Here is a 17,240-nt window from a genome sequence, read left to right on the forward strand (position 1 = left end):
TGTTCATACTGAGTAATTAAACCTTGTAATGCTAGACCAGCCAAGTGTTTCAACGGATGAATGCCGTTCCCCTTACTGCCTCCAACGGTAGGGGTTCCTTTGCTCCGAACAGGGATCGCTGCGGTTGCTCTCAGAATCACACCTCCTGCAGGTCCACTTAGCGCTCCTGCAACAACGCCAGCCACTTTTCCCATCACTGGAATGGAACCTAATAGCTTGGACACCGTACCCATCAAGGCATTTGCCTGTTTAAGCTCTGCTGGGCTGGTGATTTTTGCTTTAGGGGTAGAGGCTTGGCTGCTAGATGAATCCCTAGCTGCTGATGCAGCTTGTGCGGCCTCATAGGCTTTGATGCTCATCAGTGGCGGCTCAGGCACAGGAGGGAGGTCAGCAACGAAAACAGGTGCTTTTACCGTTCCTTCCTGATAAATCACTGGAGCTTTGGTATCCGTCTCACCATCCAGTACCATGCTGCTGGCTCCACCTTTTAAGTATAGCGCCGTTCCAGCTTCGAGTGATAGTTCCTCGCCTGCACCGAGCTCCACATGACCACCCTGAATCTGTACATTCCCCGGACTGTCGATGGTAATGCCGTTACCTTCATGAAGTGTAATGGAAAATTCACCGGAGGTGGAAAGAGTCAGCTCATGCTCAGACATTTCTACGCCGCTACCTTGCACATGTTGCCATACCTTCACATTCGGCTGTCCATTGGTGTGGCGTTGTTGTCGCAGCGAATCCGTTACATAGGCATCCTGTTCGCGGTGTGTTGGCAGATACAATTCCACCAGTTCTCCTACTTCAGGCATATCGTACCAGCCGCTATGTTCTTCGGCAACATAACGGGTGGCTACCGGAAACCAGCACGCTTTGGCAGGATCTTGCTTCGGATCAATTTCCAGTTGAAGCTGTACAAAATCCTGGTGTACCTTCAGTACCGTTCCTGTCAGCGAAATTCCAGTAGCCTGATCGTTTTCATACCGGGCATAGCGAATATTCTGTTCGGCTTGAAGATCGTAACGGGTACGCAGCAATCCATCCGTTAATGTGGTCACTGCTCGAACCACGACCAACTCTTTACCTTGTCCAATGGGTAACGTAATGAGGTCGCCAAGCGCATAGTATTGCAGACTTTCAATCATATAGGTGACATACGAGCCAGCACGTTCTCCCGGCTTTTCCGCATCCAATTCATGAAACGTTTTCCGTACTCGATAAAATACATCCCGCTCGACCTTATATTGCTTGCCTTCAGGCATTCCGAAGAAAACCTTGGGTGAGGCTGCGGTTACCTCTGGCACAAGTACAGAACCAAAGCGAGAAGCGAGACGTTTTAAAAACGCCCAATCCGTCTCCTCATATTGTAAAACAAATGTCTCCAGTTTAGCATGGTTGCTTATCGTATCAATGGCATCTCCGTACTGATATTTTCGAACCAGCGCAGTGACCAGATCATCATAGGTACGGTGAATATCTTGATAGGAGCGTCTTTTACGCTTAATATCCATCTGGTATGAATGGGAAGCAGCCTCCAGTTCAAACGTATACACGCCTCGCACACAGTGTACGGACATATGTGTAACAATCCCATGGAACAGCCTTCTTAGCGATTGTCCCTGATCATTCAACTGACGAATCACAATCGGCTCTTGCTCCATATTTTGACCGATACAAGCTGCTCCCTGTTCTTCGGAGAGCATGCCACTGATATGTAAATAGGCATGATCATTAATGGTGCGTGTTATTTGAAGTTGTTCGATGTGTAGTGGCTGAAAGGGACCATAAAAGCGTAGGCTTTCATATCCGATCCCATCTGATAATACGCTCAAGTGAGTTCATAACTCCTTTCCAGATGTGATGGGTATTTCCAAGTAAAGCACGTCATCTTGAAATTGCTTCTGTTTAAAGAAGACGCAGATGAGTAGAACTGTCAGTCAAGATAGATATGTATTACAAGGTTTGTGAGCTATAAAAGTTTAGAGGTGATATTTAATAAACAACCCAGCATATGTATTTATCGGTTAAAAGAGAGATTTAGTTTACAGAATGACCCATTCATTGGGGGATTTACTATGTTTATTTTTAGAAGGGAGAGGTAAATATAGGAGGGGATTGAGCGTTTATTCTTTCCATCATCTCGACTTAATGGAAAGGGTGATGCAGCATATCTATACAATGGTGCTGATAGGGTCGCAGAGGTTGGTTTTGAAAGTGTTGTTTCATAGCAAACTCCAGCAGGGTGGTACCCTGGGTATTCCTACTAAGGTCAACAATATTGAAGTTACATTGGATGCTAATCCTTATATTAAACGAGCGACCATTATAACTTATGTTCCCATTAGATTTGTAAGGAAATAGCTTACAAATACTTTGAAAAATAAACAAATAGCGCCCAATAAAGTATGGGCGCTTTTGCTTAGATAAAGTCCTTTGTATAGATTTAAAATCGTTTATTTTAACGTATTAGCATGCCTTGTTTGGGGAGTTTTGTAAATTGATGTTCCTGTAGTTCTAAACATATCTAGGGTCTTCTAGATACCCTAATTTAATCTTTAGTATTCCCGACAGCTACAATATATTTAAGAGGGTTGGATTGAAAATTGTTTGAAGAACTTGTAGACGAAAGATCTATTTTGTTCCATGTACGCGTAAAAGTTGCTCCTGCTTGTACTGCAGGCCGATCTCTATCCTGTTTATCATATTGGTAGCTTATATCTGTAATGAAAGTGGGCCGAAGGTCTTCGCTACCTAATTTCAAATCCTTACCAGATATATTCCTAGCGGTTATAGATAATGCTGCCATTTTCGAACTGCTATCAGCTCCCGGTAAGGTTAGCTCATAAGATAGCGGGCGAATTTTATTGGTATCTATGTCCGTGCTTAAGGGGATTGTATTTGGATCGTAGCCGCCCTCTAAATAGGAAATTACTTTACTTTTTTTGAATTTATTATCTTTAATCGTTAACAATTGATCCTCCCAGCTGCCCTTAATGTTTAAGCCGTCAAGTAGTACCTTGGCAGGAATAAAAACTTGTTTTTGTTTAAGAACAGGTACAGTATCAATTTTCGTGTTTTTTCCATTATACGTTACATTGTTAGAGTTAATTGTAACTTCTATATTCTTGTGATCCCAAGAAATTGTGGCTGTTTTTTTAGGCACATCGTAATTTACTGTCGCTCCAAGCAACTCGCTTACTGCACGTAATGGAATCATAAAGCGCTGTTGTTTGTCGATGTATGGCGCGTCAGGTGATGTGTATAAGATGTAATATTGGTTGATTTTAAGAATCACTGGTGCCTTAATGACAGTCGCTTTCGCATCTACGTGCCCCATGCTTAACGAAAACAATAATAAGGCCGCCAAAGAAAATAAAACAATACTTTTACACAACTTCATATAATATTGCCCTCCATTCATTTATACTGCACTAGATATTTTACTCCAATAATTACAATTAGTTGCGAAAAAAAGGAAAAAAGAACGCATCAAAGGAAACTCTCCTTAATACGTTCTCTTTTAGAGATTAACTTTTAAATATCTATATTATCAGTTTCTTCACCTGCATTTATATAATTTACTCTTACAACATCAGTTGTAAATGAACATGTGCCACTGGCATTGGTATCGGCTGCAGACCAAGTATGGTAATTCATTGAGCTATTTCCAATTAGACTGTTATACCAGTGGGCATTATGAAGATAAGAACCACTGTGAAAATTTTGCGGCTTTTGGCCAATTGTAGTTAATCGTTTTAATATATTCCCACCTCCAGGAATGAAACCTGGTGCTTGGCGTCCTATGGTAATTGTTGTGTTCTGGTTGGTAGTATAATCAATTCCGCTAACGGTAAGAGCTATATTGTTAGATGAAGGTATAGAAAACTTCATATTTACATTTTGTTTGCTCTTAAACCGATGTGAGTAACCTATAGGGTCATTATCTACACTGATCAGCATTCCCCAATTATCATACAATGTACTATGAATGAGTCCAGCATCTACACCGCCACCATTAGCACCCTGTCCTCCGACATATACATAGCCTGCATCACCATTAAAGCTCGAAGATGCTTTATTGTTGTTATCTCGGATCTCTGATCCTCCAGGTAAGTAGACATAATGAGATTGCCATGAATAATTAGCATTAGAAGTTACCCTTCTATAGGGACCTGTACTCCCTGTGCATGGATGTTGTGTAGCCTGTGTACCAATTTCTCCTTGTGATTTTGAAGTGGCCGCACAAGAAGAATCTTTATAAACACTATTACTAACAGAAGTTTTGTTGTCATCCTGTTTAGATTGTTCGTTATGAAGAACAATTTGGGTTGGTAAATTATCAACTGGTAGAGCATATCCCTCTTTGCCATCAGGGGTTTCGATTATATTGTCAGAAGCTTTTTTGTATTTAAATACTTTTTCGAGTAACTCAGGTTTGTTCGCATACAGCTTTCCATTAGCATCTTCATAGACTACATTTTCACGTGCGTTTGGCTCCAAATCTACCATAAAGTTTAGGAGAACATTTCGATCCTTCCCTTGAACAGATGAATCGATAAAAATGTCCGCATGGGATGCGGTAGAATTAACCTCTGGTTGGGCAAATACACTAGAAAAAGAGCTCAAGATTAAAGCAGATGCCAATGAGCCTACCATCAAAACTTTATTCATTTTCATGACTTTCCTCCTATGGAACCTGAATGTGTTCAATAGCATGACGTGTAGAAAATTGATTAGGCTGATTAAGAGGAATCTAGAAGCTGTTTTCTATGTAACCATGTCCTTTGATCGAACTAAATCAGTTTTCTCTCTTCCCTAGTGGCCAATAGAGAAATCATGCACAAATGGGATTCGAATCCTATTAGATACATATTATAGCTATATTTATCTTTTGTGTAAGTGACTCAACTTTTGCAACTCAATTTCTGAAATAGATCCTTGACATAGCTAGATAAACCGGAAATTACCACTAAATCTCGGAAGAATAGAGCACTAGTTAAGATATGGGTGCGGTTGACGAGTTCAAGAGCGATCCTAAACCTGCCATTAATTGAGTGTGAGGGTGTCCAAGAGAGGGTTCCTTTATTGAAATTTCAGAGGTAAGAGGAAGAATATGCTTTCCATCGTCTCGACACACGTGGAGTGCGTGGTAGTAATATATCGAGATAAGAAGCATCGATGTACGAGGAATGGAAGGCAATTTGAATATGTTCCTGCATTCAAAAAAACGCTTTAGGGTTGAGTGCTGGAACATATTGTATTTATTCGAAAGGCACACGGAGTGGTGTGTGTTTCTGTGAAGTATTAATAAATTAAGTAACATATTTATCTTTGTGGATTACATAAAACGCAGACTCAACCTTCACAGGATGGAAGCACGGCATTAAATGGCTTCAATTTCAAGAAGGCTAAAACTCCAGATTCACACAATTTAATTGAATGGGCTCAAAATCAGTTTGATTTTTTTACTGGCGCAGGAATTTCATGCTAATATAACTGAAACAGAGAAGGTATAATCTTGGAGGCATGAATGTATGAAAAGTGTAGAAAATTTAGTTAACAGCATTGTCGATGAATCTGTGGTTAAAGGGAAAACATATATTTATTTAATATCAGGCACAGAGAATTCGTTTACCAGTGGGTATTATAGGATTGTTGAAAATGAAGTCTCATATGTTAGTGATGTAACTATTTTTCTTTTTAAAAAATATACAAATGAGATTGAGAGGATAATGATCGGAAAGGGAATCCTTTGTATCAAAGTGGAAGCTGGGAAATTAATAGAATATAGTATTGTCAACGATATGAATCCAGAACTTTTTGATAGTGATGTCTTTGAATTGATTATCTACCAGAGATATGATTTGGAACCGGAGGGAGAGGAAAGTAAAGTAATCTTACGGAAATCATTAAAGGCCGAAAAAATTAAAAAAAACCTAGTGTTTGCATGCTATATGAATGATATGGAAGGAATCAAGGAACTCGTTGCGAACGCAAGTAAATCCAATTTAGATAAGGTTCTGGAATATCACGGCACAGCTTTGCAGTTTTGCTGTAAACACAATAATTTAGAGGCATTTAGACTTTTAGCAGAAAAAGGAGCAAATGTAGGAAAACGTGCGTTGGCTGAAACATCGCTTGAAATTGCATTTAGATATTCAAGTGATATTGTGAATTATATACATATGGAATATGCGGATATCTATCAAAAAGAGGTAGAAAAGAAGGGATTCGGGATCGCTCTTCATTGTAAAGATGCAGTTCTGTTAAATGGTTAGAGATGGGCTGTGATCTGAATTGCGAAAAGAAACCGTTTCCCCCTTTACATAATTTTGCGGATTGTAATAACGTTTTGGGTATTCAATTCCTGTTGGATCATGGAGCTAATATTGAATGTAGGAACCATTATAAGCAATCGGCCTTGCATAGAGCTGTCAGCAAGGGAAATGCAGCAGCAGTTGAAATCCTATTAAGATATGGGGCCGACATTCAGGCTAAAGATGATAATGGAAAAACACCTTTGGAATTGGCTCGGGCACGTGAAGACAAAACAATATTTAATATGATGGAATGATGTAATTGTAAATATGATTTAAGGAATTTCTCTGATAGCCGATCTAGTATGAGTAAATGGTGGGATTTACCGGAGATATTAGGGGGATATAGAGAATTTCTTTGAGGTTGTAAGAAGATCAATTCAAAAAATAGTGTTGCACGAGAATAATAATCGAGTGGTTGAGAAAAATCCTTCATCATGGTCGGAATGGTTTGAGGGATATGCGATGATGTTGTGGGAAACTGTATGGTTTGAAAAAATAGAGAAGCATATTAGATAAATAAGGTTACAGAAGGCTCTGTCAAGCCTCATTAGTCGGGATTAAAATGGAATTTAGCAAAAATTATATATACTCTAAATTAGGTCCTTAGTATTAACTAAGGGCTTTTTTTGTTCCATATATCCCCATGTATATGCTATAGTGTAAAAAATAAAGAAGATTTATGCAGATTTTAGTAGGGATTTGGATTTTTTTATTTCCTTGGTCGTGGGTATATAGTCTTTTGGTATAAGTTGAGATATTCCAATGAGGTGAAAGTGAGTGGCAAGAACTTATTATGCAGAAGGCAGGCAAGTTGCTTATGTATTGAGAGGGTTATTTGTTATAGTCGGACTTACTATTTATTTTAAAATACCTGGTCTACACTGGGGGTATCTTTTTGGCATCTTACTTGGCTCTGTGATTCTTGGAGAAATATTTGGATCGATGTGGACTCGAAAGCAACGACAGAAAAAGAAAAGTAAGGCCACTGGTACGAAAAAAACTGGTAGGAGCAGAACTGCTAGCACGAACAATGGGGTAAGCAAGGCAAAAGGGAAAATAACGAGTAAAAAACTAACTGATGCACAGATTCTCCAAGCTAATGTAGATACACTATCAGGAACAGATTTTGAACGATTAATGGAGCTTTATTATACAGATCAAGGTTATTCAGTACAGCGAGTTGGTGGATCAGGTGATCATGAAGTCGATTTGATTCTCAAAGGTAAAGAGGGTTATAAAATCGCAGTTCAGTGCAAACGCTGGAAACGTGATGTCGGGAATGATATAGTACTCCGGCTCAAGGCTGGTAAGCAGGTACACGGTTGTTATGATGCTTGGATTGTGACGACGAGTAATTTTACAAGGGCTGCTAAAGAGGCGGCGGAGAGGTTGAACATTAAGTTGATTAATGGGGTTGCGCTTGCTGATAGGCTAAAAAGGTGGAAAAAGAATCGTGTAATATAGGAGGGCGAACCTTTGTTATCCGAAAATATCAATAAACAAGATATTGATGGTGTTTTTTGGGAGAATGTTATTTCTGATGTTGAGAGAAAAGAATGCCCTTTTAGTATCCTTTATTTTATAAAAAAGCGCTGAAGCTAAAGAAGTGGAAAATAAATAGGAATATCAGATATATGTACTAATTATTTTTAATCTTTATTGGGAATATAATCCTTGTTATAATAATAACGAACATTTGTTCTCTTTCTGTTTGTTCATTTTGGAAGACGGCAGGTTGATGAAATAAAATGCTTGTATTATTAAAAGGAGTGTAGTCTATGTTTACTGCTTTGTATAGGAGATTTAATAACTTTCGGGTAAATGCCTTATATGATCTGCTTGAAACCTCTCCATTAGAATACTCAAGTGAATGGATTACTGATCTACTAGTTACTGATGAAAATATAACAATGGATTATTATCGTACAATACGTTCCATAGAACTATTCTACGATAATAGCTCAGAAGAAGAAACTCCTGAGGTATTAAGTAAAGCATATAAAGCTAGTTGTATGTTTTCGAAAAGTGGAAATTATGCTGTGATATATGGAAGTAAAGCTGCATGTAGTAATTTAGAGAGGTACTTAGAAAAAGAAGCACATATAAGTTTTTACTCGTACAGAGTAGAGTTGAAGGGGATTTTAAATAAAATCTCAAGTAAACAGTATCAAATAAAAAAAATAGAATATTATAATGTGGAATTTTTTAACGTAGTTCTTAGTGCACTCACTTTGGAATTCAAAACAAATTTGGATGCACAACAAACACTTAAAAAGATACCAACCTCTCCCTCTAAAACTAGTATAGAGATTTATTACAATGGAGGATGGTACACACTCAATTTTGATCTGATCAATAATTCGGTAAAGTTAATCTATGATTCATTAAAAAGTACTAATATAGATAATGTAAGGGAATTAATTTTCAGTTTTTTTGAGGGGGAATAATTTTGTCAGAAGAACAGCAATATCAAGGTGATAGATGGACTACACAATCTAAAAATATCCTACAGAATTTGGGATGGACTCAAGTTGGTGATTCGAACTTTGACATTGATTGTGTGAATAAACCTGCACATAAAACAAAGACACGAGATAGAGTCAATCCTCATGGAATTGATTCAGTCTTTTCATTTTACGATCCATATAGTAAAAAAGATGTTGGACTAATAGTAGAATCTAAACACAGAAAATGGGATGGCATAAATAAAGCTGAAATTGAGGACTTTGTAAAGCAATTACAAATGACCATTGAATGTGCAGGTACTAATGAAACTTTGCAACAACTGGGTTGCCCAATTGTAAGAGTAGGGCTTCTAATGATATGGTGCAATGAACCTGAACGCTTCGAAGAGGATAAATACAGAGAATACTTAAAACAATTGAAGCTTACTTCTAAAAGGAACAACCCAGTCACCATCTATGTAGCTTCAAATAATGAAATTTTAAGATGGTGCTCGTTGATTCAAAAAGTTATTTATATAAGAAAAGATTCCAACGTTTCGGAGTTTAAGTTTTTTTATCCTAGCGATACATATAGCGGGGGAAAAAGCTCACCTTCAAGAAGAGATCATGTTAATATAGTTCATTTGTTTTCAAGTTATATTTTTGCTAAAAGTAAGGAAAAGCAAATATTTAGAGGAAACACATTAACCAGTGAAATTAGTCACGTCTTCTTCTTTGCTGAGCCTACCTTAGAAGAATTAAATTTTATGTACTCTTGTATACAACCTTTTCAACTTGAGGACGCTCAAGAACTAAGGATTTATTTGTATAATGATGATACAACTTTTAGAGTACAAATCGAACAATTTATTAGATCCAAAAGAAAAGATTTAATTGCACAAGGATCGGATTTAGAAATCACTATTGACTACATGATAAGGCTTGCTAATGTTCCTGAGGAATACAATAAATAGTTAAGTGAGGAAAAATATAATGCAGCTAAAAAAATACCCCAATAGATTACATGTGAGAAAGGTAATTGAGCAATTTATGAATAGTAAGGACTCAAGAAGCTTTTTTCAAGAGCAAGGAATACTTGTACAAGCAGTAAAAAGAAAAGATGTAGCTAAGCTTGGAGCAGATCATTATTTTTCAAGGAAGAGATTTCTAGAACTTAAAGAAAAAATTGATACGGAACATAATTACAAAAAAACCGGAAGAATAGAATTGCCAAAAGAGCAAGCAGACGATCTTAAAAGTGCACTATTGGAAATTAACGGTGTTCGTCTAGATAATGATGAAGAAAATACAATGGTGACTGTATCAGAAGCTAAAAATGGAGATTGGAAATTTATTATAAATTATACAGAATATAAACCGAGTATGATTGATTTGTTAGATAGAACTGACAGAAGAGTAGAAGTAACTGTGAACCAACAAAAAGATACTTGTAGTTTGGATTTTGATACTTTAGCTAGCAATGATTATAGCAAAGTTACACAAGTAATTAACTATATCCATCAAAAGAATAATGACATAAAGTTTGATTTTTCTGAAATAAGTTTGAGAATGTTGTCTTGTGAGAAAAGGATTCAGTTATTTAATGAATTTTTTCAACATGACCACTCACCATGGAAATTTGAAGAAATAATAAAACTGAAAGTTAAACGTGATGATGATGGGGCTAACTCGGAGGAAAGTTCAATATCAGCAAATCAGCTTAGAGGTATAAACTCAGCAATTATAGATGGGAAGAATCTTATTGAAAATAGTTTTGTAAAGGGTACGTTAGACAACGGATTCTACTTTTCCATGGCGACTATGAGATTTGAAAATATTGAAAATTCCCAATTTATAGATGTTGCTATTGAATTTAAAAGCAGACCTGAAAAATGCGAAACTAAGCTGGTTAATTCAGGATTCTTTATTGAGGAATTTGGTGGTGAGATATTAGAAGAGAATCTTATATTTGAATCAAAAATTCAAGATGCTATTTTGTTTGAGTTTAAAAATGTGCTTTACCAAATTTACCGGAAATTATTAAGGGGACGCAGGGTTTCTTTTTCTGTTGGCAAAGTAGAAGTTAAATTTATTGAGGAGAATACAGAGCCTGTAAATTAAATTGTGAAAACTCTTGAACTAAGTAAAATGGAAGTAATACAAAGGTTTTGGGGAGCACATTGGACTTTGGATAAAAGGCAATTGCAAGCATTTATTACAGAGGACAAGTTGGGTCTTTTTGTCATGCCGTTCATGTTATTATAGCGGCACGGAAGTATATTGATGATTGGTGGTTTCAGAAAACATTATGGAATGTTCTTACTCCTATTGCCTTTGAAAGTTTCACCTCATTATGTTGAGATTCGAGCGTGTAATCTATTATAACAAATACGAATATTTGTTTCTGTTTATCGCAGAGATGCATGCGCTATCCATGTTCACAACCATATTATCCAAACCACCAAATAGGAGGCTAAAATTTGTCCACTAATCCAACACGAAATCAATACATCAATCTGTTCCACTTTAAGGAGATCGCTCATGTAGGCGACTAACTTTGTGCGTCGCAATCTAGCACTCGTACCATCACTATGTTGGACAGCATATATCTTGATCAACTCAAGCGAGTCATAGCTGAACGTTGATCCTTCCACCGATGTTACCGAAGTCATCTTTATGCTCAGTGCTGATCAAATTGACGAAGATGATCCATTCTAACTTGCCGTGCTTGAACGTATGTTACGAGATGGCATCTACTACAATGAAAGAAAATATGCCCGTTCGATCAAGTCACCTGCGATGGGACGTACACAGCGAACAGAATTTATCCAAGAAAATTGCCACCACTCACCAATATCCATAAGTGGGAAGCTGCACTTGATGTGGGTCGTTCCGCAGCACAATCAGTTCCATATAGTCCACGTATTGACGTCATTCCAGATTATGAAAAGGATACGATCATCGAAGATATATGGAAAGTGGAAAAGTGTGCTGAAGATTTGCAACAGCAGAAGTTGATATTCAATGAGAAGACGCAGCAACGTGAATATTTCAAAGCGTAGAAAGTATTGAAACCATCAAAGGAACATCTACATAAATTAGAACGTATACCGAATAAATCGATCCTGTGGAATGGCGGTACAAAGTCTGTTCCTGATCAAAATTAATCTAGAAACAAAATCTTCGTGTGAAGCTAGAATAGCATTTAATTCTTCCAATATTACGTATACACGTACCACATCCGTTATCATCCTTTGTTACACTTTGAATAAAAAGGAGATGATAACTTGGATACCCAGCCTAAGATACTAAAGAGCGTGGAACATACAAACTCATCTGAAAATACGGCTAAAGAATACGAGGGCTTGGTACAGCAAGAAGACGAGCACATAGAAAGACTTAAAACATGCACAAAGCTCATTTGGGATGCGCTGGCTATTATTTCTCAAAAGGCAAGTGTACTGCACATGGAAACCGTCAAAGAAGCAGCAGACCATCTTCATATCATGGAACTAGTTTACGAAGAGAACTGTTTAAGGTTCGTTTGAAAAAAAGTATTTTGGCGAACAAGATGAAGCAAACCCAAGCATAGCAGCGGAGGGGACGGAATCGTTCTGAAGAAGCGGAGCGTTCGCCTTTGAACCCGGATTTTACCGTTAGAAATATAATCACAAAAATCTGGGGGCAACAGCGATCGGAAGAATGACCCGTCCACGTAGCGTCCTTAGTTGCACGTACTGGCTCAATTCACCCAGTAATCAAGCAACTCAAGCTAACCCGACATGACCCTTCACGGTCTAATCGGGTTTTTACATTTCAATCCCTCCATCCCTGCACATAAATCTGCACACTCCCCAAACACATCGCCACCCAGATAGTTACACCCACTCCCAACATCATGTATAGTAAAGTTATGGGAAATAAACATGAACCCGCATATGATCTTGATCGCTTAAACGTACAATATGAAACATGGCAAAAACGAGGAGGAACGTGATGATACATCCAACACAGATTGAGGATATGCTGCAAGCCGCGCTGGAGACGGGCGGAGATTTTGCAGAGGTGTTCGTCGAGGACCGCACGAATGGACAACTGGGCATGACCGGGGGCGTCGTGGATACGGCGCTGTCAGGCCGGGATTTTGGGATTGGCATTCGGATTATGAAGGAGCATTTCTCGGTGTATGCCTACACCAGTGATATGAGCGAACAAAGCCTGATCCGACTAGCCAAATCGGCTGCTAAGGCTATTCGTGGCGGTGGAGCGCCAGGTACACACACCATTACACTTCATCCCCATGCGATCCCTAACCAACATCCGATTGCGATCATACCTGACGGTTCGCAGAAACGTGCCAAGATTGACATGATGAGACGGGCGCATGAGGCGGCAAGTCAATATGATCCTTCCATCACGCAAACCTCTATTGGGATTAGCAACTCGGTCCAGAACGTCTTGATTGCCAATAGCAACGGGCTGCTGGTGGAGGATACCCGCACGTATACACGCATGAGAATAAGCGCCATTGCGACGGATGGGGAGCATAGACAATCCGGGTTCCGTGGGCCGGGAGCGTATGCAGGGACTGAATTCCTGGAGAACCTGAATATCGAAGAAAATGCGAGACACGCCGCGCGGATTGCGTCCACGATGGTCAAAGCGGGATATGCGCCTAGTGGCAGACTGCCTGTCGTAATTGAGAACGGCTTTGGCGGTGTTCTTTTCCACGAGGCGTGTGGACACGGGCTGGAATCTACGGCGGTGGCGCATGGAACTTCCGTGTTTGCGAATAAGATCGGGCAGCAGGTGGCTTCACCGCTGGTCACAGCTATAGATGATGGAACGATTCCGAATGCGTGGGGCTCGCTCAATATCGATGATGAAGGAGCGCCAACACAGCGCAACGTTCTGATCGAGAATGGTATTTTAAAAGGATATCTGATCGACCGCATGGGCTCGCGCCAGATGGGTGTACCTGCGACAGGGTCAGGACGTAGACAGTCCTATAAATTCGCTCCTGCATCCCGTATGAACAATACGTTCATTGCGAATGGTGAGTCTACTCGTGAAGAGATCATTGCCAATACGGAGTACGGGATCTATGCCAAATCGCTGGGCGGTGGTTCGGTGAATACTTCGACGAGTGAGTTTAATTTTGCAGTGGAAGAGGCGTACATGATTCGCAACGGTAAAATTGCCGAGCCGGTCAAAGGCGCGACATTGATCGGCAAAGGGATTGAAACCCTGCAAAATATTGATATGGTGGGCAACAATCTGGATCATGGTCAGGGGATGTGCGGCTCGGTCAGTGGAAGTCTTCCGGTGAACTGCGGACAACCGACGATTCGAGTATCCGAAATGACCGTCGGCGGACGGAAGGGGGAATAGGCGATGAATATTCAGCAATTTCAGGAAGCGTTGTTCGCGAAAGGCCGGAAAATGGGCTATGCGGATATGGAAATCTACTATGTCAATGGACGTTCTACCTCGGTAAAGGTACTGAAGGGAGAGATTGACCAATATACCATCGTTGAGAATGGCGGACTTTCCTTCCGTGGTGTTATTAACGGGAAAATGGGCTATGCCTCTACGGAGAAGCTGGAACCGGATGTGATCGACTTTTTATTGGAAGAAGCACGCAGTAACGCGGATATATTGGAGAGCGAGGAGCAGGATGAGCTGTTTGCAGGCTCTGAGAGCTATCCTAAGCAGCCTGCTTATGCCTCAACGCTTGCCGACACAGCTCCTGAGATTCTGATCGAAGCGGCGCTGGAAATGGAACGTACAGCGCTTGCCGCAGACCCACGAATTGTGATGGCTCGACATTGCTCGGCCAGCGTTCGTGAGAATGAGGTCCTGATTGTGAATACCAAAGGACTGCATTGCCATCGTCGCAAAAGTCTGGCGACCGCTTATGTGTATGTGATTGCAGCAGACCATGGCGAGACCGTTACCGGGGGCTGGCATGATTATTCGCTGCGGAGCGTGGAAGAGATCGATATTGCGGATGTGGCGCATAAAGCTGTGAAAGAGGCTGTTTCCAAGCTGGGTGCGCACACGATCCAATCGGATAACTATCCAGTCATTTTCCGTCATGATGCAGCCGCGCAATTGCTGGCTGCCTATACGTCGGTATTTTCTGCGGAGTCGGTGGATAAAGGCTTTTCACGCTTGGCTGGGAAACTGGGGCAAAAGGTGGCAAGCGAGCGTATTACGCTGATTGACGATCCGCTAATGGAGAACGTTCCGGCAGGCAGTACGTTTGATGCGGAAGGCAGTGCGACACGCCGCAATGAGATTATCAAGGATGGAGAACTGCGGACGTATTTCCATAACCGCAAGACGGCCCGCAAGGCCGGGGTACAGAGTACCTCTCATGCTTCCAAAGGCAGCTATAACGGTAAAATTGGGGTGTCGTATCATAATCTGTACGTGTCTCCAGGCACGTGTACGTTGGAGGACATGATTCGCAAGACGGATCGTGGGCTGATGATCGTTGAACTGCAAGGGCTGCATGCAGGTACAAATACGGCATCCGGTAATTTTTCGCTGGCTTGTCTGGGCTACTGGATTGAGCAAGGGCAAGTGGTTAGAGCTGTCAATCAGATTACCGTATCAGGCAACTTCTTTGATGTACTACAGCAGGTAGAGGAAGTTGGCAACGATTTGCGTTTTACAGGAAGCTGCACATCTCCTTCGCTCAAGCTGGCTGCACTTTCGATTTCAGGCTCCTAATGGCTGGAGCAGCCTTCTTTTTTCAGACTTACGACCTGTTCCTGACGTTCTGATTGTCTAGCAATGACAGATGCCTGATGCATCGGGGTATGGTAAAGTAGGAGAAAGTCTTTAAAATATGAAAAAAAGGCTTGGTTACAGCACCGCGACAGGGTATTATAGACAATAATATATTCGAAAAAAGGTTCGAATTGAATTTTTATTGGGGGATGTATATGAGATATATAAGCACTAGAGGTCGAGTAGAAGCCAAGGGATTTATTGATACCGTGCTCATGGGGTTAGCTGACGATGGAGGTCTAATGGTGCCAGAGCAGATTCCGACCGTGTCGGCAGCTACGCTGGAGCAGTGGGCTACATTGAGCTACAGAGAGCTGCTGCTGGAAGTTTTTGCGCTGTATATCAATGATGAGATTCCTCGTGAGGATTTGGAGCAGCTGGTGGAGCGCAGCTATGCGAGCTTCCGTCATCCGGAAGTTACGCCAGTGAAGAAGATCAACGATTCCCTGTCTATTTTGGAGCTGTTCCATGGGCCTACGTTTGCGTTCAAGGATGTGGCGCTGCAATTTATGGGTGAATTTTATTCCTACGTGTCCAAAAAGCAGAATGAGATTATTCATATTTTGGGTGCAACCTCGGGCGATACGGGAGCAGCAGCGATTCAAGGCGTGCGTGGCAAGGAAGGTATCAAAATCTGTATTTTGCATCCGCACCAAAAGGTAAGCAAGGTACAAGAGCTGCAAATGACGACAGTAGACGATGAGAACGTGCTGAATCTCTCTGTAAAAGGGAACTTTGACGATTGTCAAAAAGTAATTAAGGACCTGTTTGCAGATCTGGACTTCAAAGCCAAACATCATCTGCGGGCGATTAATTCGATTAACTTTGTGCGTATTTTGGCGCAGACAGTATATTACTTCTATGCTTATTTCCGGGCGCAGGAGTCTGCGGGTACGAAGAAGATCAATGTCAGCGTGCCATCCGGCAACTTTGGCAATATCTTTTCCGGCTTTCTTGCGAAGAAAATGGGTCTGCCCATCCACAAGCTGATCATTGCCACGAACGAAAATAATATTTTGGAGCGCTTCGTGAAGACAGGCGAATACCAGCCGGGCGACTTCAAGAGCACATATAGTCCTTCCATGGACATTCAGGTGGCAAGCAATTTCGAAAGATATCTGTACTACTTCCTCGGAGAGGACGCAGCCAAGGTATCTGAATACATGAATAACCTCAAAACTGAGGGACGGATTGTGATCGGTGCAGAGGATTTGCAGCGCGTCCAGCAGGATTTTGAGGCGCTTGGTGCTTCGAATGAGCAGTGTCTGGAGCTGATTAAAAAATACAAAGCTGAATACGATTATTTGCTCGATCCGCATACGGCTTGCGGTATTGCCGCGTATGAGGCGTATAATGGCGCAGACGAAGTCTGTGTGACCTTTGCGACAGCACATCCGGCCAAATTCGATGAGGCGATCCGTCTGGTGGACATTAAGCAGGAATTCCCGACTCAAATTGAACAATTGTTCTCCAAGCCGCAACACCAGCAGGTGGTAGAGCATGACGAGGCCGAAATTGTGCGTCAGCTGGAAGCCTTTTATAGGTAACAGAATATTTCTGTAATGGTGAGTGGTTACACCCTTACAGAATCGGAGAAGAGGCTGCATTCTGTGTGCTAGCCTCTTTTTCCATATCTTTTACAGAGATGCTGCATGTTTTAGTTTCAATTTGTTCACATTAT

Annotated in this window: 14 protein-coding genes; 11 read left to right on the top strand and 3 right to left on the bottom strand. The window is 40.8% G+C overall.

The features are described from left to right. From ABEW32_RS10235 to ABEW32_RS10245, 3 genes are all read right to left on the bottom strand, one after another. Positions 1-1,829: contractile injection system protein, VgrG/Pvc8 family (locus ABEW32_RS10235; protein WP_430187224.1), on the bottom strand; the 1,829-nt coding region annotated here is incomplete at its 3' end. 716 nt (positions 1,830-2,545) lie between these two features. Beyond that, a complete protein-coding gene (locus ABEW32_RS10240) occupies positions 2,546-3,397 on the bottom strand; it encodes a copper amine oxidase N-terminal domain-containing protein (RefSeq protein WP_430187227.1) in 852 nt (283 codons plus the stop codon). Between the two features lie 134 nt (positions 3,398-3,531). Beyond that, on the bottom strand, positions 3,532-4,674 hold the full coding sequence (locus ABEW32_RS10245; protein WP_430187230.1) for a hypothetical protein: 1,143 nt from the start codon (positions 4,672-4,674) through the stop codon (positions 3,532-3,534). An 857-nt stretch (positions 4,675-5,531) separates the two neighbouring features. Here ABEW32_RS10245 and ABEW32_RS10250 point away from each other — a divergent pair. The 11 genes from ABEW32_RS10250 (at position 5,532) to thrC (ending at position 17,106) form a co-directional block, all read left to right on the top strand. Next, the gene (locus ABEW32_RS10250) at positions 5,532-6,275 is read left to right on the top strand and encodes an ankyrin repeat domain-containing protein (RefSeq protein ID WP_430187233.1); all 744 of its coding nucleotides are present in this window, start codon (positions 5,532-5,534) and stop codon (positions 6,273-6,275) included. A 2-nt stretch (positions 6,276-6,277) separates the two neighbouring features. After that, positions 6,278-6,571, top strand: coding sequence for an ankyrin repeat domain-containing protein (locus ABEW32_RS10255; RefSeq protein ID WP_430187236.1), 294 nt, complete (start codon positions 6,278-6,280; stop codon positions 6,569-6,571). A 523-nt stretch (positions 6,572-7,094) separates the two neighbouring features. After that, positions 7,095-7,781, top strand: a complete 687-nt coding sequence (locus ABEW32_RS10260) for a restriction endonuclease (RefSeq protein ID WP_430187239.1) — start codon at positions 7,095-7,097, stop codon at positions 7,779-7,781. Positions 7,782-8,095: 314 nt separating this feature from the next. Continuing rightward, entirely contained in the window at positions 8,096-8,764 is a 669-nt protein-coding gene (locus ABEW32_RS10265) for a hypothetical protein (RefSeq protein WP_167438674.1), read from the top strand. Positions 8,765-8,766: 2 nt separating this feature from the next. Then, positions 8,767-9,735, top strand: a complete 969-nt coding sequence (locus ABEW32_RS10270) for a PD-(D/E)XK nuclease domain-containing protein (RefSeq protein WP_430187242.1) — start codon at positions 8,767-8,769, stop codon at positions 9,733-9,735. A 19-nt stretch (positions 9,736-9,754) separates the two neighbouring features. Next, positions 9,755-10,882: a hypothetical protein gene (locus ABEW32_RS10275; RefSeq protein ID WP_430187245.1), complete on the top strand. Its 1,128-nt coding sequence runs from the start codon at positions 9,755-9,757 to the stop codon at positions 10,880-10,882. A 716-nt stretch (positions 10,883-11,598) separates the two neighbouring features. After that, complete coding sequence (locus ABEW32_RS10280) at positions 11,599-11,823, top strand: hypothetical protein (protein WP_430187247.1); 225 nt, start codon at positions 11,599-11,601, stop codon at positions 11,821-11,823. A 225-nt stretch (positions 11,824-12,048) separates the two neighbouring features. Further along, entirely contained in the window at positions 12,049-12,309 is a 261-nt protein-coding gene (locus ABEW32_RS10285) for a hypothetical protein (RefSeq protein WP_430187249.1), read from the top strand. Between the two features lie 448 nt (positions 12,310-12,757). Further along, entirely contained in the window at positions 12,758-14,152 is a 1,395-nt protein-coding gene (locus ABEW32_RS10290; protein WP_430187252.1) for a TldD/PmbA family protein, read from the top strand. A gap of 3 nt (positions 14,153-14,155) precedes the next feature. Further along, on the top strand, positions 14,156-15,499 hold the full coding sequence (locus tag ABEW32_RS10295; RefSeq protein ID WP_430187255.1) for a TldD/PmbA family protein: 1,344 nt from the start codon (positions 14,156-14,158) through the stop codon (positions 15,497-15,499). 215 nt (positions 15,500-15,714) lie between these two features. Further along, entirely contained in the window at positions 15,715-17,106 is a 1,392-nt protein-coding gene (thrC, locus tag ABEW32_RS10300; RefSeq protein ID WP_430187258.1) for a threonine synthase, read from the top strand. Positions 17,107-17,240: the final 134 nt, after the last annotated feature.

It is taken from the genome of Paenibacillus jamilae, assembly GCF_050482105.1.
Classification (GTDB): Bacteria; Bacillota; Bacilli; order Paenibacillales; family Paenibacillaceae; genus Paenibacillus; species Paenibacillus jamilae_B.

What these genes read in the sequence shown, in the direction of transcription:
- ABEW32_RS10240 (WP_430187227.1), bottom strand. Translation starts at nt 3,397, where the DNA reads ATGAAGTTGTGTAAAAGTATTGTTTTATTTTCTTTGGCGGCCTTATTA.
- ABEW32_RS10255 (WP_430187236.1), top strand. Translation starts at nt 6,278, where the DNA reads ATGGGCTGTGATCTGAATTGCGAAAAGAAACCGTTTCCCCCTTTACAT.
- ABEW32_RS10295 (WP_430187255.1), top strand. Translation starts at nt 14,156, where the DNA reads ATGAATATTCAGCAATTTCAGGAAGCGTTGTTCGCGAAAGGCCGGAAA.
- ABEW32_RS10245 (WP_430187230.1), bottom strand. Translation starts at nt 4,674, where the DNA reads ATGAAAATGAATAAAGTTTTGATGGTAGGCTCATTGGCATCTGCTTTA.
- ABEW32_RS10290 (WP_430187252.1), top strand. Translation starts at nt 12,758, where the DNA reads ATGATACATCCAACACAGATTGAGGATATGCTGCAAGCCGCGCTGGAG.
- ABEW32_RS10275 (WP_430187245.1), top strand. Translation starts at nt 9,755, where the DNA reads ATGCAGCTAAAAAAATACCCCAATAGATTACATGTGAGAAAGGTAATT.
- thrC (WP_430187258.1), top strand. Translation starts at nt 15,715, where the DNA reads ATGAGATATATAAGCACTAGAGGTCGAGTAGAAGCCAAGGGATTTATT.
- ABEW32_RS10250 (WP_430187233.1), top strand. Translation starts at nt 5,532, where the DNA reads ATGAAAAGTGTAGAAAATTTAGTTAACAGCATTGTCGATGAATCTGTG.
- ABEW32_RS10265 (WP_167438674.1), top strand. Translation starts at nt 8,096, where the DNA reads ATGTTTACTGCTTTGTATAGGAGATTTAATAACTTTCGGGTAAATGCC.